Here is a 20,928-nt window from a genome sequence, read left to right as displayed (position 1 = left end):
GCGCATGGTTGCGCACGGGACGGGCGTGATCGGCCTGCCGCTCCGGCTGCTAGCGCGCGAGGTCTATACGCGGGTGGTGGAGAAGGTCGGCGTGCAGAATGTGGCGCTGGTCACCGGCGAGGAAAAGATTTCGCCGCCCAATGCGCGTTTTTCCGTCTGCACCGTCGAAGCGATGCCGCGCGAGACCAAGGCCGCCTTCGTCGCGATCGACGAGGTGCAGCTCGCCGGCGATCTCGAGCGCGGCCATATCTTCACCGACCGCATCCTGCATCTTCGCGGCCGAGAGGAAACGCTGCTGCTCGGTGCGGCGACGATGCGGCCGATTCTGCTGCAGCTGCTGCCCGGCATCAATATCGTCGAGCGGCCGCGGCTTTCGCATCTTTTCTACGCCGGGCAGAAGAAGATCACCCGGCTGCCGCAGCGTTCGGCCATCGTCGCCTTCTCCGCCGACGAGGTCTATGCCATCGCCGAGCTCATCCGCCGGCAGCGCGGCGGCGCCGCGGTCGTGCTTGGCGCGCTCAGCCCGCGCACCCGCAATGCGCAGGTGGCGCTCTATCAGGCAGGCGACGTCGAATATCTGGTGGCGACCGATGCGATCGGCATGGGCCTCAACCTCGATGTCGATCACGTTGCCTTCGCCCAGGACCGGAAATTCGACGGTTACCAATTCCGCAATCTCAATCCTGGCGAACTCGGCCAGGTCGCCGGGCGCGCCGGGCGACACGTGCGGGACGGGACCTTCGGCGTCACCGGACAGGTCTCGCCCTTCGACGATGAGCTGGTGCAGCGCATCGAGGGGCACGAGTTCGACAACGTCAAGGTTTTGCAGTGGCGGACGACGGAGATGGACTTCTCCTCAATCGCATCGCTGCGCGCCAGCCTTGAGGTGGGACCGCGCGTACCGGGGCTGACGCGGGCGCTGCCTGCGGTCGACCAGCAGGCGCTGGAACAGCTTTCGCGCTATCCCGAGGTCATCGATCTCGCCGACAGGCCGGCGCGCGTCGAAAAACTCTGGGAGGCTTGCGCGCTTCCCGACTATCGGCGTATCACCCCAGCACAACATGCCGATCTTATCGCGACCCTCTTTTCCGATCTCGTCCGCTATGGCACGGTGAACGAGCAGTTTCTGGCGGAGCAGGTTCATCGCTCCGATCGAACAGATGGGGAAATTGACACGCTTTCGGCGCGAATCGCGCAGATAAGGACCTGGACCTACGTTTCGAATCGGCCCGGTTGGCTTGCCGATCCGACACACTGGCAGGAAAAGACGCGGGAAATCGAAGATCGATTGTCCGACGCGTTACATGAAAGGTTGACGAAACGCTTTGTTGATCGCAGGACATCTGTGCTCATGAAGCGCCTGAGAGAGAATGCGATGCTGGAAGCTGAAATCAGTGTGAATGGCGATGTCTTCGTTGAAGGACATCATGTAGGGCAGTTGAGCGGATTCCGTTTCACGCCGGTGGCGGGAACGGACGGACCGGATGCCAAGGCGGTTCAGGCTGCGTCRCAGAAGGCGCTCGGGCTCGAGTTCGAAGCCCGCGCGGCCCGGATGCATGCCGCCGGCAACAGCGATCTGGTGATCGGTTCGGACGGTTTGATCCGTTGGCTGGGCGACCCGGTGGCGCGGCTTTCGGGCAGCGATCACATCATGCGTCCGCGCGTGATCCTGTTGGCCGACGAACAACTGACGGGCAATGCCCGTGATCACGTCGCCGCCCGCATCGAGCGCTTCGTCAATCATCATATCAGCACGGTGCTGAAGCCGCTCGATGATCTGTCGCGCGCCGAGGACCTGCAGGGTCTCGCCAAGGGGCTTGCCTTCCAGCTCGTCGAGAATCTCGGGGTGCTCTTCCGTCGCGACGTGACCGAGGAGGTGAAGTCGCTGGACCAGGAGGCCCGTGCCTCCATGCGCCGTTACGGCGTGCGTTTCGGTGCCTATCATATCTTCGTTCCGGCGCTTCTGAAGCCGGCCCCGGCCGAGCTCATCACGCTGYTCTGGGCGCTGAAGAACGACGGTCTCGACAAGCCGGGTTATGGCGATCTCATTCCGGTGCTTGCCGCCGGCCGCACCTCCGTCGTCACCGATCCGAGCTTCGAGCGGATGTTCTACAAGCTCGCCGGCTTCCGTTTCCTCGGCAAGCGTGCCGTGCGCATCGACATTCTGGAAAGGCTTGCCGATATCATCCGGCCGCTGCTGCAATGGAAGCCTGGTCAAAACAACCGTCCGGAGGGCGCCTATGACGGCCGCCGCTTCACGACGACGACGGCGATGCTGTCGATCCTCGGTGCGACGCTCGAGGACATGGAAGAAATCCTCAAGGGTCTCGGCTATCGCGCCGATGCCGTGAAGGCGGAGGAGGCATCAGTACATCTTGCGACGCAGGATGCGGCCTCAGTGCCTGCTGCCACTGCGGAAACGCCTGCGGAAGAGACAGCCGAAAAGGCTGATCACGACGATGCCGACGGAGCGGCGGAAGAGACTGCTGCCGAGACGGCTCCGGCGGTTGCTGACGCGCCCGTAGCCGAAGCGGTCCAGACCCCCGCTCCGGTCGAAGCGATCGAGACATCGGCTCCGGTGGAAGCGTCTGGGGAAGCGGTGTCCGTTCCTGAGGAAGCAGCACCTGCTGCTGGGGAAGCAGTACCTGCTGCTGGGGAAGCCGGCGAGCCGGTGGAACCGAAGCCGGTTCTTCTGTGGCGTCTCGGCGGCCGCAACGACAATCAGCGCCAGGCGCGCGGCGGGCATGGCGATCGCCGTGGCGGCCAGGGCCAGGAGCGCGGTCAGAACCAGGAACGCGGCGACCGCAATCGCCGGCCCGGCGGCGGTGAAGGCGGCGAGGCCAATCGCGGCGGCGACGGCCGTGACAACAATCGCCAGAACCGCGGCAAGGAAGGCGGCGGTCGCGATGGCGGCCGGCCGCAGCAGGCAAGGGGCGACCGCAACAACAACCAACCACGGGGCGACCAGCCGCGCGGCGACCGGCAGGACCGTGGCGATCGCAAGGATCGCGGTGACCGCAACGATCGTAACGACCGCAACAACAATCGCGGCGGCTCGCAGCCGCTCCGCTTTGAGGCCAAGCCGCCGCGCAAGGAGAAGCCGATCGATCCGGATTCGCCTTTCGCCAAGCTCGCGGCCCTCAAGGAGCAGATGAAGAAGTAGTCATGAGCGGGGAGACACAGCCGACAAGCGGTTCGCGCCAGCGCATCGACAAGTGGCTGTTCTTCGCGCGCATGGCGAAGTCACGCTCGGTGGCGCAGAGCCATATCCAATCAGGCCATGTGCGCATCAACGGCGAGCGCTGCAGCCAGCCGAGCCAGATGGTCAAGCCAGGTGACCGTATCGAGCTGACGCTGGAGCGGCGCGATGTCGTTCTCGTCGTGCGCCTTGCCGGCGAGCGGCGGGGGCCTTACGAGCAGGCGCGCCTGCTTTACGACGACCAATCCCCGCCGCCCGATGAGGCAAAACGTCTCACGCCCTACGAGCAGGCAATCCGGGCGACCGGCACCGGCCGTCCGACCAAAAAGGAAAGACGTGCAATCGACAGGCTRATGTCGGACGAGGATTAGAAAACTCTGTCTGCGGCGGCGGCTTTTGCAGATCGTTTATCCTTGAAATCCGGCGATAAAGCCGATACGTCACTGACAACCTGCCGGAAGCGTGCTTGCCTCCCAAGCCTGCTCACGCTTTTCCTCCGGCACGGGGATAGGCGCGACGTTCCAGGTTGCCCGGCCCCATCCGCATGGAAATCCTGGAGTTCTTCATGACCTATGTCGTGACCGACAATTGCATCAAGTGCAAATACACCGATTGCGTGGAAGTCTGCCCTGTCGACTGCTTCTATGAGGGCGAGAATTTCCTCGTCATCCATCCCGACGAATGCATCGATTGCGGCGTCTGCGAACCGGAATGTCCCGCCGAGGCGATCAAGCCCGATACCGAGCCGGGCCTCGACAAATGGCTGAAGATCAACACCGAATATGCGACGATCTGGCCGAATATTACGGTCAAGAAGGAGCCGTTGCCTGAGGCCAAGGAAATGGATGGCGAGTCCGGAAAATTCGAGAAATATTTTTCCGAGAAGCCTGGTTCCGGCGATTGAAACAGTGTCCACATTCGGTCGCCGGATTCGGGCGACCGCGGGCCGAAACGTTTTAAAAGCTGCGTGAGGCATATGKGTGACATGTGTTGCCCGCATGACTCAAGCGAAGCAAATTATTGATTTCCTCATATTTTTATGATAGGTTTCGGTTACTGTTCCATTTGTGGCATGACGCATGCCCAAAACCATCACGAAAGCAAAACCAATCCGTACGCGGTTTCCGTGACATATCAACGCTTTGAGCGCCGGGTCCCAAGATCGCGCGCAAGAAGTCTTTGCTTTTGCCCGATGGGACCAGAGTGAAGTCACCCGACGGATACTACCGTCTCACCCGGGCCTGACTGACCCGGCTCCGGCCGCCGCCGGAAGCGTAACAGGGAGTTTTTGAATAGAATGACGACTCAGCAGAAAAAGCCTTCTACAGCACGTCACGGCTTCAAGACCGGTGAATCGATCGTCTACCCCGCTCATGGCGTCGGTACCATCACCGCTATCGAAGAGCAAGAAGTTGCCGGCATGAAGCTCGAACTTTTCGTTATCGATTTCGAGAAGGACAAGATGCGTCTGAAGGTTCCGGTTGCGAAGGCCATGAGCATCGGTATGCGCAAGCTTTCGGAAACGGATTTCGTCGAGCGTGCATTGAAGGTCGTGCAGGGCAAGGCGCGCGTCAAGCGCACCATGTGGTCCCGCCGCGCCCAGGAATATGATGCCAAGATCAATTCCGGCGACCTGATTTCCATCGCTGAAGTTGTGCGCGATCTCTATCGTGCCGAGAACCAGCCCGAACAGTCCTATTCCGAGCGCCAGCTCTATGAGGCTGCGCTCGACCGCATGGCGCGCGAAATCGCCGCTGTCAACAAGATGTCGGAAACCGAAGCCGTCCGTCTCGTCGAGACCAATCTCAACAAGGGTCCGAAGCGCGGCAAGGCGATTGAAGAAGACGATTCGCAGGACGAAGCCGCATAAAGCGACCCTGTTTTTTGTCAAAAAACCCGGCCTTCGTGCCGGGTTTTTTTATTGGAACTTTTTCCCGACTGCCGCGTTTATCACACGTAATTGCGGACTGCTCGTCAGGCAGTAGCCTCAACGAGCGAACTGCTATTCCGTCAATGTTCGATGAGGAGCGGATCATGCCTTTTCTATATTGCCCATCCGGCAAAGTGAAGAAACAGGTCCAGCCCAGCCGTCTTACCGGCACATGATGAGAAATAGGGCCTCCCCCTGAAAAGTCCAGGGGCGAGGCTTTTATGCATTCAGAACCCATTCAATCCGGACAGCGATGTTCCGGGACATGAGTTTTATTGTTCATTTCAGGGCGAGAGGCCTGCTTTGGGAGATCGAAATGAAGAACATGTCTGCAGATCGGCGCATGATCAAAATCGCGATGGCCGCCCCCTATCTTGCCCGTCAGGAAGAGCATGATCTTGCYACCCGCTGGAAGGATCACGACGACCGCGGCGCGCGCAACCAGATCGCCATGGCCCATATGCGCCTCGTCATATCCATGGCCGGCAAGTTCCGCAATTTCGGCCTGCCGATGAGCGATCTCGTGCAGGAGGGCTATGTCGGCCTGCTGGAGGCCGCCGCACGCTTCGAGCCGGAACGCGACGTGCGCTTTTCGACCTATGCAAGCTGGTGGATCCGGGCTTCGATCCAGGATTATATCCTGCGCAACTGGTCGATCGTGCGTGGTGGCACGAGTTCAGCGCAAAAGGCGCTGTTCTTCAATCTGCGTCGTCTGCGCGCCAAGCTCGCCAAGGGTGACACACAGCTGACGCTGCAATCCATTCACCAGGAAATCGCCGCGGCCCTCGGCGTCAGCCTCGCCGATGTGCAGACGATGGATGCCAGGCTTTCCGGTAACGACGCTTCGCTGCAGGCGCCTTCGGTCTCCGGCGATGCCGAGAGCGCGGAGAAGATGGACTTCCTCGTCAGCGACGATCCCCTGCCGGACGAGCAGGTTTCAAACATGATCGACGGCGAGCGTCGCCGCGTCTGGCTCGCTTCGGCGCTGAAACATCTCAACGAACGCGAGATGAAGATCATCAGCGCCCGGCGTCTGGCGGAAGACGGTGCCACGCTCGAAGAACTCGGTGCCGATCTCGGCATTTCCAAGGAACGTGTGCGTCAGATCGAAAGCCGGGCGATGGAAAAACTCCGCAGCGCCCTCGTCAGCGCCGATCCGCATATGGCGGCCTACGCCTGAACCTAAAGCGCGTCGCGATCTTTCAGACTTGCCGGTCGCGCTTTAGGTGTTTGTTTTACGCATGTCGTTATCGCAAAACCGCTGCCCACTTTTGCGCGACATGCTTGTCCGCTCCAGCAGCACAGACTGGCCCGGCGCAAGCCGGGCCTCTTTTTATTCGGCGATGATCTTGACGCGATCGCCTGTTGAAACGGCTGCACCCGTGGGCAGGGCGTTGATGAGCTTGAAGAGATCGAGCTTGCGGTCGGTGCCCATCATGCGGGCGGCGAGCGTCGAGATGTTCTCACCCGGCCGGACGGTGACGACGCGGATGCGCAGCGGCTTCAGCGAGGCCGCCTCTGCCGGCGTCATGCGCCGGAAACTGGCGCGTAGCACGTTGGCCGTTGGTTCAAGGGCGTCGCTGCCTTTCGGTACGGCCGTCAGGAAACGGAAGATCTGCGAATTGTTGCGGATCACGGTGACATCGAAATCCCAGCGGTCGGCGCTTGCGCGCGCGGTGGCTGCTTCCATGCCGTTGATGGTGATCGGCTGGATGGTCGACGGGTCGAGGCCGGTTACCCAGCCGCTGGAGATATAATTGGTGAGGCTCTGGTTCTGATTGTCGGCGACGCCGTCGAAACGGACGGCGATGTCGTTCGGGCCGGTGGCCATCACCGCCTCGACCTTGTTGTCGATATGGAAATCCGGCGGCACGTCGAAGCGGATGCCGAGACCGCCATGCAGGAAGGTCTGGCCGCGCACATAGCCTTCTTCCGGGCTGTCGCCGTACAGCAGTCCGTCTATGCCGTCGAGATAATAATCGCGGCCCTTGTCGCCGACAGAGCCTTCCTGGCCGAAGGCGCGGGCGTGGGTGCGGGCAAGCTCTATGCGCTGCGCCGAATTCGGATGGCTCGACAGGAAGTCGAGGCTCTGGTCGGCTTCGGGATCAACGGACATGAAGCGGCTGTAAGCGGCCATGGAATCGAGGAAACGGGCAGCGGCATAGGGGTCGTAGCCGGCTTCGCCGAGCATGCGCACACCGATGACATCGGCCTGCAGCTCCTGCTGGCGGGAGAAGGCGGCGAGCCGCAGCTTGCCGCGGGCAAGCGCCTGCTTGCCGGCGATGTCGCTGGAAAGGACTTCGGCGACGACGCGGCTGGCGATGACCTCAGCCTCTTCGCGCTTCTGCCGCTCAATGCCGTGGTTTGCCGTCACATGGCCCATTTCGTGCGACAGCACGGCGGCAACTTCCGAAGCGTCGTTGGCAAGGGCAAGCAGGCCGCGGGTGACGTAGAGATAACCGCCCGGCAGCGCAAAGGCGTTGATCGCCGGCGAATTCAGGATGGTGATGCGGTAGGACTGGCTCGGATTTTCCGACACCGCCGTCAGCGCGCCGGCGATGCGGGCGACGAGGCGCTCGGTTTTGGCGTCCTTGTATTCGCCGCCGTAGCTTGCCACGATGCGCGGATGCTCGCGGGCGCCCATCGCCGCGCGCGGGTCGTTCTTCTGCACCTCGTCGACGATCTGTGGATTGGAAGAAGGCGAAACACTCGGCTGATAGGATTGGTCGATCAGCGTTTGGCAGCCATTCAGCGCCATTGCGACGGCCGAAAGCAGCATCAGGCGACGCGCGAAGCGCCGCGGCGCGGAGATGGCATCACTGGAAAGCGCGGGCGATTTCCACGTCGTCAAGCTATCCAGTCTGTTTCTCCGCATCATGTCGCTGTTTTGCCGGTTTGCCTGAGATTCGGACCGACCATGGCAAAGGGAATTCAACAGGTGCGCACCCCTGATCTCGCGCTGCACAATCGGCCGATACAAGTCTTTGCTGTAGCTGATTTACGCATCGGTTGCATAGCGAGACTCTGCTTAAATGTGGCGCCGTTGCATTTTGGCAAGCCTCAGGCATTAAGGCCTCCCTTCGCTCGGATGAAATTATGGCGAAAGTTCCGTCACAAAGCGGAGATTCGTCGGCAGCGCGGAAAAAGAACGGGCCGATTGAAATAACCAGCCCGACAGCGACGGCCTTGCGTGAAAATTGCAACCAGAAATATGTTCTTGGTGAGGAGACGCCTCTTGGTAAGGCATTTCCGCGGGGCGATTCGACTATTCGGCAGCTTCCGCTGTCGCCGGTTGCGGCCTCGTCGTTTCGCCGGCGCGGGGCAGTTGCACCGGCTTCAGCATGATGGCGGCCGCAAGGCCGATCAGCGCAATGGCGCAGGAAGTCATGAAGAGCGGTGAGAAGGCGGCGGCATAGGTATCGGCAACGGCCTGGCGGCTCGATTCGGGAAGGGCGGCCATCATTTTCGGCGTCAACTGCTCGATATCGGCGACGCCGGGAATGGAGACGCCGACCTTGCCGAGCTCGGAGGCGATGATGGCGCCGTAGATCGAAATAGCGATCGAGGCGCCGCCCATGCGCGACAGCGTCACCGAGCCGGTGGCGGCGCCGACGTCGCGGGCCGGTGCTGCATTCTGTACGCCGATGACGGGAACCTGCTGGGCAAGGCCGATGCCGATGCCGTGCAGCATCATGATCGCGCCGATGAAGACGATCGGCGTTCCGGCGTGGATCTGCGACATCAACGCAAAGGCAGTGGCGCTGCAGGTGAGGCTTGCGATGGCGAAGGGCTTGTAGCGCCCCGTCTTCGAGATGATCCGACCTGCTGTAAGCGATCCGCAGACGAGGCCGCCGGTCAGGAGGATGAAGAGCAGGCCGGCGGCCGACGGCGAAAGGCCGGTCGTGGTCTGCAGGAAGAGGGCGAGATAATTGACCATGCCGATGGCGATGGCGCCGCCCATGATCGAGATCACCAGGAGCAGGCTGAAGGTCGAATTGCGAAACAGCTGCAGGGGAACGATCGGCTCCGGCGCGCGGCGCTCTGTGAATACCCAGGTGACGGCGCAGATCACACCGAAGGCAACGATGCCGATGCTCTGCGGCGAGATCAATGCGCCGAACAGTTCGCTGCTGTCGGTGGCAAGCACGATGCTTGTCGTCGTCATGGCAAGCAGGAGCGCGCCGGCATAATCGATCTTGGGGCGGCGATGCGGTTTGCGGTAGGGCAGCATGAAGGCAAGGCCGGTGAGCACGATGAAGCCGATCGGCACGTTGACGAGGAAGATCGAGCGCCAGCCGAAGAGATCGCTCATCGTGCCGCCAAGCACAGGGCCGATCGCGCCCGATGCCATCAGCACAAGGCTGGAATAGCTCTGATAGCGAGCCCGCTCGCGCGGCTCGAACAGATCGGCGTTGACGGCGAAGATCGACACCATGATGCCGCCGCCGCCAAGGCCCTGCAGCACGCGGGCGGCGATCAGCGTATTCATCGAGACCGCAAGGCCGCAGACCGCCGAGCCGACGGTGAAGATCATGATCGCCGTCATCATCACGTATTTTCGGCCGAACAAGTCGCCGAGCTTGCCGTAGAGCGGCATGACGGCGCTCAGCGACAGGAGATAGGCCGAGCCGATCCAGCCGAAGCGCTCGAGATGGCCGAATTCACCGACGATCGTCGGCAGAGCCGTGGAGACGATCTGATTATCAAGCGTCGCCATGAACATGGCGGTCATCAGAAAAAGGAAGAGGATAAGCCGGCGACGAGGATCCGTCACGAGCGGCGCAGGCGCGAGTTGCATGTCCATGGGAGGCATCGTTCCGGGTTGATGTGCTTTTATGTGCTAACAGCATATAGTTGTCAATGGCACATTAATGACGTCGGCATATTCAATTTTCGAATCGGCTCTGTTATGGTCCTGTGATGAGCGACGTCCTGACCAAGACCCTTTCTGCGGAGCCGGCCGAGCCGGATCGTGAAAACGTGCCGCGTATCGGCCGGAGCATGGCACGCATGCGGCTGATGACCGGGCGGCGGCTGATCGGCCGGCTGGCGATCCAGAGTGCTGCACCAGGCCTTGAGCTTTCGCATCTCGACGTGCTCGATGCCGTACGGAGGGCGCAGCCTGCCGGCGAGGTCACGGTCGGCCTGATCGCGGAGATGCTGCGCATCGATCCGTCACGGGCAAGCCGGGTGGTCGCCGACATGGTCGGGCGCAACGTGTTGCGCCGCGAGGCCTCGCAGGCCGATGCGCGGCGGATCGTCGTCGTCATGACCGAGGTCGGCCAGGACCTGCTTGCCGAGATCGTCGCGCAGAAGCTTGCGATCATTTCCGAGATCGTTTCCGACTGGCCGCAGGAAGATGTCGAGCGCTTCGCAGCGCTTTTCGAGCGCTTCATCGGCGGCTACGAGGCGGTCTTCCTGTCGCGCGACAAGGATACGCCGGGCTAGGCGGTAGTTCAAAGTGATCGAGCGTCCCGTTGGTGTTGGACGCGTGGCGCTTTCAGGCAAGCGGCGCCCCTTCCCCTCGACCCCCCGTTTGCGCTAAGGGCAATGCCCATGAGCCAATCCACCTTCACCATTCTCCTTGGCGGCGAACTCAGCCTGACGGAGCGCCTGCGCCACGCCATCGCCGACAGCCGCTTCATTGCGGCCGATGGCGGCATGCGGCATGCGGCAGCACTCGGCATCGAGCCGGAGCTCTGGGTCGGCGATTTCGATTCGACACCGGCCGATCTCGCGAATGCATTTCCCAATGTGCCGAAACAGCCTTATCCGGCAGCGAAGGCGGCGACGGACGGCGAAATCGCCGTGGCGGAAGCAATCGCGCGGGGCGCGCGGCGGCTCATCCTCGCCGGCGCGCTCGGCGGCGAACGCTCCGACCACGCGCTTCAGCACTTGCTGTCGGCCGTCAGCCTGGCGGAAGAGGGTTTCGACCTGCTGCTGACCTCGGGCAAGGAAGAGGCAGTGCCGCTGGTTGCCGGTACGATCGAACTGGACCTTCCCAAGGGCAGCCTGTTTTCCGTGCCCGGATTCAGCGAGCTGAGAGGGCTTTCCATCGAGAATGCGCGTTATCCGCTGGCGGATTTCCATCTGCCTTTCGGCTCGTCGCGCACCATTTCCAATGTTGCGGAAGGTACCGTTCGCTTTTCGCTCCGCAGCGGCCGGGCAATCGTGCTCGCCCGGCCCTACGATCTTTCCGGAGTCTGATTTTTGGCCCCTCCCATTCTAAAACTCGACGATATCTTCCTGAGCTTCGGCGGCGCACCGCTTCTGGCGGGTGCTAGCCTGCAGATCGAGGCCGGTGACAAAATCTGTCTCGTCGGGCGTAACGGCTCGGGAAAATCGACGCTGCTGAAGATTGCCGGCGGCCTGGTCGAGGCACAGTCCGGCGAGGTCTTCCGCCATCCGTCCTCGACGGTGCGCTATCTCGAGCAGGCGCCGGACTTTGCCGGCTTCAACACGGTGCAGGCCTATGCCGAGGCCGGCCTCGGGCCGGGCGATGATCCCTATCGTGTCACCTATCTGCTGTCGCATCTCGGGCTGACCGGCGAAGAAGACCCCAGAATGCTGTCCGGTGGCGAATCGCGGCGCGCTGCCCTTGCCCGGGTTATGGCACCGGAGCCAGACATTCTTCTGCTCGACGAACCGACCAACCATCTCGACCTGCCGACGATCGAATGGCTGGAAGGCGAGCTGCAAAAGACGCGCAGCGCCTTGGTGCTGATCTCGCACGACCGGCGTTTCCTCGAAAAGGTCTCGACGGCAACCGTTTGGCTCGACCGCGGCACCTCGCGCCGGCTCGACCGCGGCTTTGCGCATTTCGAAGCCTGGCGCGACCAGGTGCTGGAGGCCGAGGAACTGGAGCAGCACAAGCTCGGCAAGTCGATCGAGCGCGAGGAGCACTGGCTGCGCTATGGCGTCACGGCGCGGCGCAAGCGCAATATGCGCCGTCTCGGCGAGCTGCAGACGATGCGCTCGAACTATCGCGGCCATAAGGGGCCGCAGGGCACGGTGCAGGCGACGGTTTCGGACGCGCAGGAATCCGGCAAGCTGGTGATCGAGGCCGACAAGATCACCAAGAGCTTCGGCGAGCGGGCGATCGTCACGCCGTTTTCGATCCGCGTGCATCGCGGCGACTGCATTGGTCTCGTGGGACCGAACGGCGCCGGAAAGACGACGCTGCTGAAGATGCTGACCGGGCAGCTTGCGCCTGATAGCGGCACGGTGAAGCTCGGCACCAATCTGGAGATCGCGACGCTCGACCAGAAGCGCGAGGATCTCGACCCCGAGGATACGCTTGCCAATTATCTGACGGACGGGCGCGGCGAAAACCTGCTCGTCAACGGCGAGCAGCGCCATGTCACCGGCTATATGAAGGAATTTCTGTTCCAGCCGGAACAGGCGCGTACGCCGATCAGAAACCTCTCCGGCGGCGAACGCGCCCGGCTGATGCTGGCGCGCATCCTTTCGCGCCCGACGAATCTCTTGATTCTCGACGAGCCGACCAACGATCTCGATATCGAAACGCTCGATCTCCTGCAGGAGATTGTCGCCGGCTTTCCCGGCACTGTCATTCTCGTCAGCCACGACCGCGATTTCCTCGACCGCACCGTGACCTCGACGATCGCACCCGCCGTGCCGGATGCGCCTGATGGCCGCTGGATCGAATATGCCGGCGGCTACTCGGACATGCTTGTGCAACGCAAGGGCGCGCTCGAGGAGCGCAGAAAAGCCGAGAAGGCGGCGGAGAAGCCGAAGACGCAGGAGGCACCAGCGCCAGGCAGCTCGAAGGTCAAACTCTCCTTCAAGCAGAAATTCGCACTGGAAAACCTGCCGAAGGAAATGGCGAAGGCCGAAGCCGAAATCGCCAAGCGCGAACAGGTGATGGCAGATCCCAATCTTTTCACGCGCGATCCTGCCGCCTTCAACCGACTTGCCAGCGAGATGGAAAAACTGCGCGCCGGCCTGACAAAGATGGAAGAGGAGTGGCTGGAGCTCGAAATGCTGCGGGAAGAGCTGGAAGGCTGAGATTTTCTCGAGGCTGAAGGCTCACTTTTCCTTGATTCGTCAGTGTGTCGTCCTGCGGCATAAGGTGCCGTCCGGCAGCCGGGGATATTGCCGATCGCAATGGCGACAAGGAAAAGTCAGATGTCTCGCAAGCCCTATTCCGGAATTTTCACGGCGTTTGTCGCCGGTAGCCTCGTGACCCTTGCCCTGTCGCAAGCCGCGCAGGCGCAGGATGCCCAGCGCATTCGTGTTCGCGGCGCCATCGAAAGCCTCAGCGGCGATACGCTCGTCGTCAAGACGCGCGAGGGCAGCGATGCGACGATCGCGCTGAAATCCGGCTGGAAGGTCGGCGGCATCAAGAAAGCCTCGGTCGAGGATATCAAGCCCGGCGATTTCGTCGGCGTCGCTTCACTTCCGAAGGGCACGGGCCCGGACGGGGCGATCGAGGTGCTGATCTTTCCGGCGTCGATGAAGGGAACCGGCGAGGGCAACCGTCCCTGGGATGCGCAGCCGAACAGCCAGATGACCAATGCGACCGTCAGCAACGCCGTCAAATCCGTGGACGGCCACACGATCACGCTGACTTATCAGGGCAAGGAAAAGACGATCGCGATTGCCGATGGCACGCCGATCGTGACGTTGGCGCCTGCGACCAAGGATGATCTGAAGCCCGGCGCCGGCGTCGTCGTCACCGGCGAAAAGGCGGCGGACGGCAGCATCTCGGCCAGCCAGATCGCCGTCGGCCTCAACGGCATCACGCCGCCGATGTGACCAGCGGCTCAAATCCTTACCTTATGCAGGCCGTCATCCCAAAACAGCTCCACACTTTTGGGCGGCATGTATTAAAGCGCCGGCGCGGGCACGGCGGCAGCGCCCGCACTGGCGCTGGCGCCGGTCTGGGCGACAGGCGGCTCCTCGGAAATTGACGGCAGCGCTTGCAGATGCAGCACGCGCGGCTTCAGCGCCTCGAGATAGGCCTCGGAGCGGCCGATATAGATCATGCCGCTTTCGGGCATGGAGACGAGCAGGTTGGCCATTGTTTCCTGCAGTTCCGGCTCCATGCCTTCCAGCACTTCGTCGAAGATGATCCAGCGCGGGCGCACGAGCAGGAGGCGGGCAAATCCGATCGCTTTCTGCTGGTCGCCGTCGAGCAGCTTGTCCCAGCGGGCGCGGGTATCGAGCCTTGCGATCAGCGAATGCAGGCCAACCTTGTCGAGGGCCGCCTCGACGGCGGCTTTCTCGTAGGCTTCGGGACGTTCGGGAAAGGCCAGCGCCTCGCGCAGCGTGCCGCCGGGAACATAGGCAACCTGCGGAACGAAGAGCATGTCGTCGATTGGCGGCAGGCCCATCGTGCCACTACCGCACGGCCAGAGGCCGGCCATCGCCTGGAACAGCAGCTTGCGGTTGACGCTGTGATCGCCGTTGATCATGATCCTTTCGCCGGCCTTGATCACGACATTGGTTTCACGCAGTCGGAAACCGCCGCATTCCTCGATATCTTCGCCGACTTTGGCGACGATCACCACATCCTTCAACGTCAGCGTGTCGGGCGCGGCGTTTTCATAGGCGATACTGTCCTTCAGGTCGAAGTCCTCGTCCATGTCGAGCAGCGCCTGGCGGAAATCGGTGACGCGCATCAGCGTGGCGCGCCACTCGGCGATCGGGCCGAAATTGGAGACATACCAGCGCAGCGCCGTGTTGACCTGGTTGAAGGCGCCGACCGACATCATCAGCTGGCCGAGGGTGAGGCCGCCGGAGAAATAAGCTGGGGCGGCAACGATGATCGGGATGACGATTACCAGCCAGCCGTAGCCGGCCGAAACCCAGGTGAGATTGGTATTGGCCATGGCGAGCCGCTTGACGACTGTCAGTACCGAGCTGATGTCGGTGTTGATACGTCGGCGCTCGTTCTCCTCGCCGCGGGCAACGGTGATCGCCGGCATGTTCTCATTGGCATGCATCAGCGTGAAGCGAAGCTCGGCTTCTTTCGAAAAACGGTCGGCATTGAGCTTGACCAGCTTGCGGCCGACGACCTGGCTCAGCACCGAGGCGGAAGCGGCATAGAAAATCGCCGCCCAGACCATGTAGCCCGGAATGGAGAAGCTGTGGCCGCTGATGCGGAAGATGAAGCCGCTCGAAAGCTCCCAGAGCACGCCGATGAAGCTCACCAGGAGGATGGTCGACTGCAGCAGGCCGAGAACGAGCCCTGTCGTGCTTTCGGCAAGGTTGCGGGAATCCTCGTGCAGACGCTGGTCCGGATTGACGCCGATCAGGCCGCTGGAGGCAAGCCGCAGCGCCCGCTTGCGCCTCAGCCACTGGTCGACGAGATCGCGTGACAGGCCTTCACGCATATAGAGCGCCGTCATCTGGTTCAGCCAGGCCTGCAGCACGTTGAGCAGCAGCAGCGTGCCGGCGATCATCGCGAAGATTTCGAGTTGGTGGAAGAATTCGCCGAGGTCGCGGCGCTCCAGCGAGTCATAGAAGGGCGCATTCCACTCGTTCAATATGACCTGGCCGTAGGACGTCGCCAGGATAACGAGGATCAGCACGGTCGCCAGAAACAGCACCCTGCCACGCACTTCCGAATTCCAGAATGCTGAGAACATGACGCCGAGGCGATATGTCAGGCTGAAATCATACCCTACCCTATCCTGCCTTCGGATGCCCGGCCTCCCCTCAATCTTATCTGCCATTACGCTTTTCCAAATCGCCCATGCCCCTATAAATAACATGGTGGCGTTACGGGTCTATCAACAGATTCTATCATTCATTAAACTGTGATGATGCGGCAGAGGTCACTTGACTGCAGTCGACAGTTGATTCGCGACCCGACTGGGTCTAATTAAAGCGCTCCGTGGTGATTTGGCCGGCCGGCTTGCAGCCACGTTAAAAAAATCGCTAAAGGGCCGCGTGCGGACCGGTAGCGATTTTTTTCGCCGCCGGTTTTTGTTTTTGATCGAGTGACCGCAATGCCCATCAAGATCCCCGATACGCTGCCCGCCTTCGAAACCCTGGTTCAGGAAGGTGTGCGGGTGATGACCGAGACGTTGGCGATCCGTCAGGATATCCGACCGTTGCAAATCGGGCTGCTCAACCTCATGCCGAACAAGATCAAGACCGAATTGCAGATGGCGCGTCTCGTCGGCGCCTCGCCGCTGCAGGTGGAACTGTCGCTCATCCGTATCGGCGGCCACAAGGCGAAGAATACGTCAGAAGATCATTTGCTTGCCTTCTACCAGACCTGGGAGGAGGTAAAACATCGCAAGTTCGACGGCTTCATCATCACCGGGGCGCCAATCGAGCTTTTGCCCTATGAGGACGTCACCTATTGGGCGGAGATGCAGCAGATTCTCGACTGGACGGAAACGAATGTCCATTCGACGATGAACGTCTGCTGGGGCGCGATGGCGGCGATCTATCATTTCCACGGCGTTCCGAAATACGAGCTCAAAGAGAAGGCCTTCGGGGTTTACCGCCACCGCAACCTGAAGCCTTCGTCGATCTATCTCAACGGCTTTTCCGACAATTTCGAGGTGCCGGTGTCGCGCTGGACCGAAGTGCGCCGCGCCGATATCGAGAAATCCGAAAACCTGGAGATCCTGATGGAATCAGCCGAGATGGGCGTGTGTCTCGTGCACGAGAAGAAGGGCCGGCGGCTCTACATGTTCAACCATGTCGAATATGATTCCACTTCGCTTTCCGACGAGTATTTTCGCGACGTCGATGCCGGCGTGCCGATCAAGATGCCGCACAATTACTTCCCGCATAATGATCCGGCGCTTGCGCCGCAGAACCGCTGGCGCAGCCATGCGCATCTCCTGTTCGGCAACTGGATCAACGAAATCTACCAGACGACGCCTTTTGATGTGGAAGAGATCGGCACGGACCTCTGACCGTTGCCGATCGCCCCTCGAGCCGGTGCCGCCGCCTCATCGCTGCGGCATTTTCTTTCCGATCCGCCGGTTGCGGATTGAAGCAAATGCGGGCAGGTTCCTGTCCCGAAACCTACCAAACCGCGCGTCTTCATCGGACGTGCAATGCACAGTTTGAATCGCTTCAAATTCCTCAAATCGATTCCGAATTGAGAATTTGCAGCAGAGATAGAATGGACGGTCGATCATGTCGGATAAGTTGGAGCGGGACGTTATCGGGCAGACGAAGGCGGGCGAGACCGTCTATCGCGTCGTGATCAAGGGCGGTGGGCTGACGGCCAAGATCATAAGCTGGGGCGCAGTCATCCAGGATCTGCGCCTCGAGGGACATGACGCGCCGCTGCAGCTCGGCTTCGACGATTTCGACAGCTACCCCCTCTATTCATCCTATTTCGGCGCGACACCCGGCCGCTGCGCCAACCGCGTCGGCGGCGGCAGGTTTACGATTGACGACAAGGACTATCAGCTCGAACTGAATGAAAACGGCGTGACGCATCTGCATGGCGGCAGCGACAATATCGCCAAACGCAACTGGACGATCGTCGAGCATGACGTCGACCGCGTGGTGCTGAAGATCGTCGATCCCGATGGCCGCGCCGGCTATCCCGGCAATTGCACCATCCAGGCGACTTTCTGGGTGCATGGCAACGGTGAACTGTCGATCACCTACGAATCGACCAGCGACCAGCCGACGCTCGCCAATGTCTGCCAGCACGCCTATTTCAATCTCGACGGTCGCGACGATGCGCTTGGCCACGATATCATGATTGCCGCCGATCATTATCTGCCGACCGATGAGAAGCAGGTGCCAACCGGCGAGATCCGTTCCGTCGAGGGCACCGAATTCGATTTCCGCGAGATGGCGCCGATGAAGCGTTTCGTCGACAGCGAACAGGTGTTCTACGACCATAATTTCTGCCTGTCCGCCGAGCGCACCGCCAAACGAACCGTCGCGCTCGCCCGCAGCCTTTATTCCGGTGTGTCGCTGGAAGTGCGCAGCACCGAGCCAGGCGTACAGTTCTATGCCGGCTTCAAGCTCGATACCGGGGCTCCCGGCATCGGCGGGCGCAAATACGGTCCATTCGCCGGCTTCTGCCTGGAGACGCAGGTCTGGCCGGATGCCATCAATCACCAAGGTTTTCCGAATGCGGTTCTGCGCCCCGGCGAAGTGCTGCGCCAGGAGACGGATTATATCTTCACCAAGAACTGAGCGTCCTCCAGCGCCGCGCGTTTCTAACGCGGGGCGCTGTCGACGCACGGTTGTCAGATTTGGTCGCTATGAAACCCTCGCCGGCCCGCCGGCGAGGGTTTTTTCTTTCGGCATTCGATTCTGTCTTGCCGATTGGTCCTATATAGGTTCTATTGTGCGTCCATGGATAGAACCAGTCTGATAGCGGAATTGAATAGCCGCGGCCTGCGTGACGAGGCATTGACCGGGCCGCTCTACAAGCGGCTGGCGCAGACGCTGACCGGCCTCATTCAGGAAGGCCTGCTGAAGCCCGGCACCGCACTCCCGGGCGAGCGCGACCTTGCCGAAGCTCTGAAGCTCGGCCGAGTGACCGTGCGCACCGCCTATCGTGATCTGATGGCGTCCGGCGCATTGGAATCGCGCCACGGAAGCGGTACTTTCGTGTCGAGCAGAGTGGAGCGCATGGAACAGTCGCTCTGGCGGCTTTCCTCCTTCTCCGCCGACATGCGTTCACGCGGGCGTCTGCCGGCCGCACGGATATTGTCGCGGGCGGTCAATACGCCGTCGCCGGAGGAATCCTTCCTGCTCGGCCTCGGCGGCGACGAGCCGGTGCTGAGACTCGACCGCTTGCGCCTTGCCGACGGCCTGCCGCTGGCGATTGAACGCGCCGTGGTGCCGATCAAGTTCCTCGGGCACGATGCCGGCGGCGAGGGATCGCTCTACGATGCGCTGACGGCCAGCGGCCACAGGCCCGTGCGCGCGCTGCAGCGGCTGACGGCGGTCACGCTCGACCCGTCCTCCGCCGCAATCCTGAACGTCAAATCAGGCGCGCCGGCGCTCCTGATCGAACGCGTCTCGCGCCTGGAAGACCAGCGCGTCGTCGAATACACCCGCTCGCATTATCGCGGCGATGCCTATGATTTCGTAGCCGAATTGAGAATCGGAGATGACCTATGAATGACAACCAGTCACTGATGCTGCAAGAAGCCGGCCAATCGCCAGAGGTGGTGGCTACGCTTCTCGAAAAGGAAAAACCGGTCTTTGCCGAGATTGCCCGGCTGTTTTCGTCCGCCCGCCCGAGCGTGGTGACGACGGCGGCGCGCGGCTCCTCGGACCACGCCGCCACCTTTTTCAAATATCTTTTCGAGATTACCTGCGGCGTTCCGGTCGCCTCGGTCGGTCCGTCGATCGCTTCCGTCTACGGTGCGGCGCTGCATCTGAAGGGCGGCGTCCATTTCACCGTCTCGCAGTCGGGTGCCAGCCCCGATATCGTCGCGTTGCAGGATGCGGCGAAGAAGGGCGGAGCGACGACGATCGCCGTCGTCAACGTCACCGACAGCCCGCTTGCGAAACAGGCCGATATCGTTCTCGGCCTCAATGCCGGCGCGGAAAAGAGCGTCGCGGCGACGAAATCCTTCATAGCCTCGGTCGCCGCCCTTGCCGGTGTGACGGCTGCGATCGGCGGCGCGTCCGACCTGCAGGCGGCGCTCGACAAGCTGCCGGAGGCGCTGTCGGCGACCGCCGGGATCGACACGGCGGCAGCCGAGGAGGTGCTCTTCAACGCGACCTCGCTCTATACCGCCGGCCGCGGCCCGGCCTTTGCGATCGCACTCGAAGCGGCGCTGAAGGCCAAGGAAACCTCCGGCCTGCATGCCGAGGCCTTCTCGCTGGCGGAACTGATGCACGGCCCCATGCGCCTGGTGCAGCCGGGCTTCCCGATCGTCGCCTTCGCACCCGACGATGCGGCCTTCGCCAACAATGTCCAGGCGCTGGAGCGCCTGCAGAAGCTCGGCGCCACCACTGTAGGCTTCTCGGCGCAGCCGCTTTCCGGTGTCCATCTGCGCGTGCCGACGACGGGCAACGGCCTCGTCGATCCGCTGGTGTCGCTGCTCGTCTATTACCGGCTGATCGAGTCGGTGACGCGCCGCAAGGGCTTTGATCCCGACAAGCCGGCGAACCTGCTCAAGGTGACGGAGACGGTCTGATGGTCCGCAAGATCTTCCTCGGCGCCCGCATCTTCGACGGCGAGCGCTTCCATGACGATAAGGCGCTCATCGTTGCCGATGGCCGCGTCGAAGCGATCGCTGCCAGAGATGATCTGCCGGACGGCGAGGTGGTGACGCTTGCGGGCGGTATTCTGTCGGCCGGCTTCATCGATGCGCAGGTCAATGGCGGCGCCGGGCGGATGCTGAACGACGAGCCTTCCGCTGCCTCGATGGACATTATCGCCGGCGGGCACCGGCCCTATGGCACGACGTCGCTGCTGCCGACACTGATTACCGATACATCAGAAGCGTCCATTGCCGCCATCGAGGCGGCCAAGGAGGCTGTCAAGGCGAACCGCGGCGTTGCCGGTCTGCATCTCGAAGGTCCGCATCTGGCGCCTGCGAGGAAGGGTGCGCATCTGGCCGAACTGATGCGACCGGTGGAGGACCGCGACGTCAAGGCCTTCATCCAGGCACGCGAGGCGATCGGCACGCTGCTCGTCACAATGGCGGCCGAGCAGGTGACGGTTGCCCAGGTGCGCGAGCTTGCGGAAGCCGGTGTCACCATCAGCATCGGCCATTCCGATTGTTCGAGCGAGGCGGCGGAAGAACGTTTCGATGCCGGCRCGCGGGGCGTCACGCATCTCTTCAACGCCATGAGCCAGCTGGGACACCGTGCGCCCGGT

The 20,928-nt window shown here is 61.9% G+C and carries 17 protein-coding genes and 1 riboswitch; of the genes, 14 read left to right on the top strand and 3 right to left on the bottom strand.

The features are described from left to right. The 5 genes from AC1D1Z_RS25145 to AC1D1Z_RS25125 all read left to right on the top strand — a co-directional run. The coding region (locus AC1D1Z_RS25145) for a helicase-related protein (RefSeq protein ID WP_477851865.1) at positions 1-3,163 on the top strand (3,163 nt) is incomplete at its 5' end. A gap of 2 nt (positions 3,164-3,165) precedes the next feature. Then, positions 3,166-3,570, top strand: coding sequence for an RNA-binding S4 domain-containing protein (locus AC1D1Z_RS25140; RefSeq protein WP_012759434.1), 405 nt, complete (start codon positions 3,166-3,168; stop codon positions 3,568-3,570). A gap of 194 nt (positions 3,571-3,764) precedes the next feature. Next, positions 3,765-4,103, top strand: coding sequence for a ferredoxin FdxA (gene fdxA / locus AC1D1Z_RS25135; RefSeq protein ID WP_026188554.1), 339 nt, complete (start codon positions 3,765-3,767; stop codon positions 4,101-4,103). A 393-nt stretch (positions 4,104-4,496) separates the two neighbouring features. After that, on the top strand, positions 4,497-5,069 hold the full coding sequence (locus AC1D1Z_RS25130; RefSeq protein ID WP_003543775.1) for a CarD family transcriptional regulator: 573 nt from the start codon (positions 4,497-4,499) through the stop codon (positions 5,067-5,069). Positions 5,070-5,445: 376 nt separating this feature from the next. Beyond that, positions 5,446-6,309: an RNA polymerase factor sigma-32 gene (locus AC1D1Z_RS25125; protein WP_018244054.1), complete on the top strand. Its 864-nt coding sequence runs from the start codon at positions 5,446-5,448 to the stop codon at positions 6,307-6,309. 153 nt (positions 6,310-6,462) lie between these two features. Here AC1D1Z_RS25125 and AC1D1Z_RS25120 read toward each other — a convergent pair whose 3' ends face one another. Next, positions 6,463-8,007, bottom strand: coding sequence for a M48 family metalloprotease (locus AC1D1Z_RS25120; protein WP_047620233.1), 1,545 nt, complete (start codon positions 8,005-8,007; stop codon positions 6,463-6,465). A gap of 387 nt (positions 8,008-8,394) precedes the next feature. Beyond that, on the bottom strand, positions 8,395-9,933 hold the full coding sequence (locus AC1D1Z_RS25115) for an MDR family MFS transporter (protein WP_131605692.1): 1,539 nt from the start codon (positions 9,931-9,933) through the stop codon (positions 8,395-8,397). Positions 9,934-10,049: 116 nt separating this feature from the next. Between AC1D1Z_RS25115 and AC1D1Z_RS25110 the strand changes: the two genes are divergently transcribed. From AC1D1Z_RS25110 to AC1D1Z_RS25095, 4 genes are all read left to right on the top strand, one after another. Beyond that, on the top strand, positions 10,050-10,577 hold the full coding sequence (locus tag AC1D1Z_RS25110) for a MarR family winged helix-turn-helix transcriptional regulator (RefSeq protein WP_026188553.1): 528 nt from the start codon (positions 10,050-10,052) through the stop codon (positions 10,575-10,577). 102 nt (positions 10,578-10,679) lie between these two features. Continuing rightward, on the top strand, positions 10,680-11,336 hold the full coding sequence (locus AC1D1Z_RS25105; RefSeq protein WP_182564461.1) for a thiamine diphosphokinase: 657 nt from the start codon (positions 10,680-10,682) through the stop codon (positions 11,334-11,336). A 3-nt stretch (positions 11,337-11,339) separates the two neighbouring features. Further along, complete coding sequence (locus AC1D1Z_RS25100; RefSeq protein WP_131605691.1) at positions 11,340-13,157, top strand: ABC-F family ATP-binding cassette domain-containing protein; 1,818 nt, start codon at positions 11,340-11,342, stop codon at positions 13,155-13,157. 120 nt (positions 13,158-13,277) lie between these two features. Beyond that, positions 13,278-13,907 (top strand): hypothetical protein, encoded by a 630-nt coding sequence (locus AC1D1Z_RS25095; RefSeq protein WP_032980592.1) that lies wholly within the window; start codon positions 13,278-13,280, stop codon positions 13,905-13,907. Positions 13,908-13,978: 71 nt separating this feature from the next. On the opposite strand, the gene AC1D1Z_RS25090 is transcribed toward AC1D1Z_RS25095, so the two are convergent. Beyond that, positions 13,979-15,868, bottom strand: coding sequence for an ABC transporter ATP-binding protein/permease (locus AC1D1Z_RS25090; protein WP_205928511.1), 1,890 nt, complete (start codon positions 15,866-15,868; stop codon positions 13,979-13,981). A 112-nt stretch (positions 15,869-15,980) separates the two neighbouring features. Further along, positions 15,981-16,058, top strand: a riboswitch (SAM riboswitch). Positions 16,059-16,105: 47 nt separating this feature from the next. On the opposite strand from AC1D1Z_RS25090, the gene metA reads away from it, so the two are divergent. The 5 genes from metA to AC1D1Z_RS25065 form a co-directional block, all read left to right on the top strand. Next, positions 16,106-17,029, top strand: a complete 924-nt coding sequence (gene metA / locus AC1D1Z_RS25085; RefSeq protein ID WP_131605689.1) for a homoserine O-acetyltransferase MetA — start codon at positions 16,106-16,108, stop codon at positions 17,027-17,029. 226 nt (positions 17,030-17,255) lie between these two features. Further along, complete coding sequence (locus tag AC1D1Z_RS25080; protein WP_131605688.1) at positions 17,256-18,278, top strand: aldose epimerase family protein; 1,023 nt, start codon at positions 17,256-17,258, stop codon at positions 18,276-18,278. 162 nt (positions 18,279-18,440) lie between these two features. Beyond that, positions 18,441-19,214 carry a GntR family transcriptional regulator gene (locus AC1D1Z_RS25075; RefSeq protein ID WP_003543751.1) on the top strand — a complete coding sequence of 258 codons (774 nt, stop codon included), beginning with the start codon at positions 18,441-18,443 and terminating at the stop codon, positions 19,212-19,214. Continuing rightward, positions 19,211-20,242 (top strand): SIS domain-containing protein, encoded by a 1,032-nt coding sequence (locus AC1D1Z_RS25070; RefSeq protein WP_130718265.1) that lies wholly within the window; start codon positions 19,211-19,213, stop codon positions 20,240-20,242. The genes AC1D1Z_RS25075 and AC1D1Z_RS25070 overlap by 4 nt, the downstream gene beginning before the upstream one ends. Continuing rightward, positions 20,242-20,928 (top strand): amidohydrolase family protein (locus tag AC1D1Z_RS25065; protein WP_477851859.1); only part of this gene is annotated, 687 nt, incomplete at its 3' end. The genes AC1D1Z_RS25070 and AC1D1Z_RS25065, both read left to right, overlap by 1 nt.

The sequence above is a fragment of the Rhizobium sp. P1_E1 genome (genome assembly GCF_056406015.1).
Note: the sequence above shows the minus strand (reverse complement) of the source record. Positions and strands in the feature narration are given on the sequence as shown.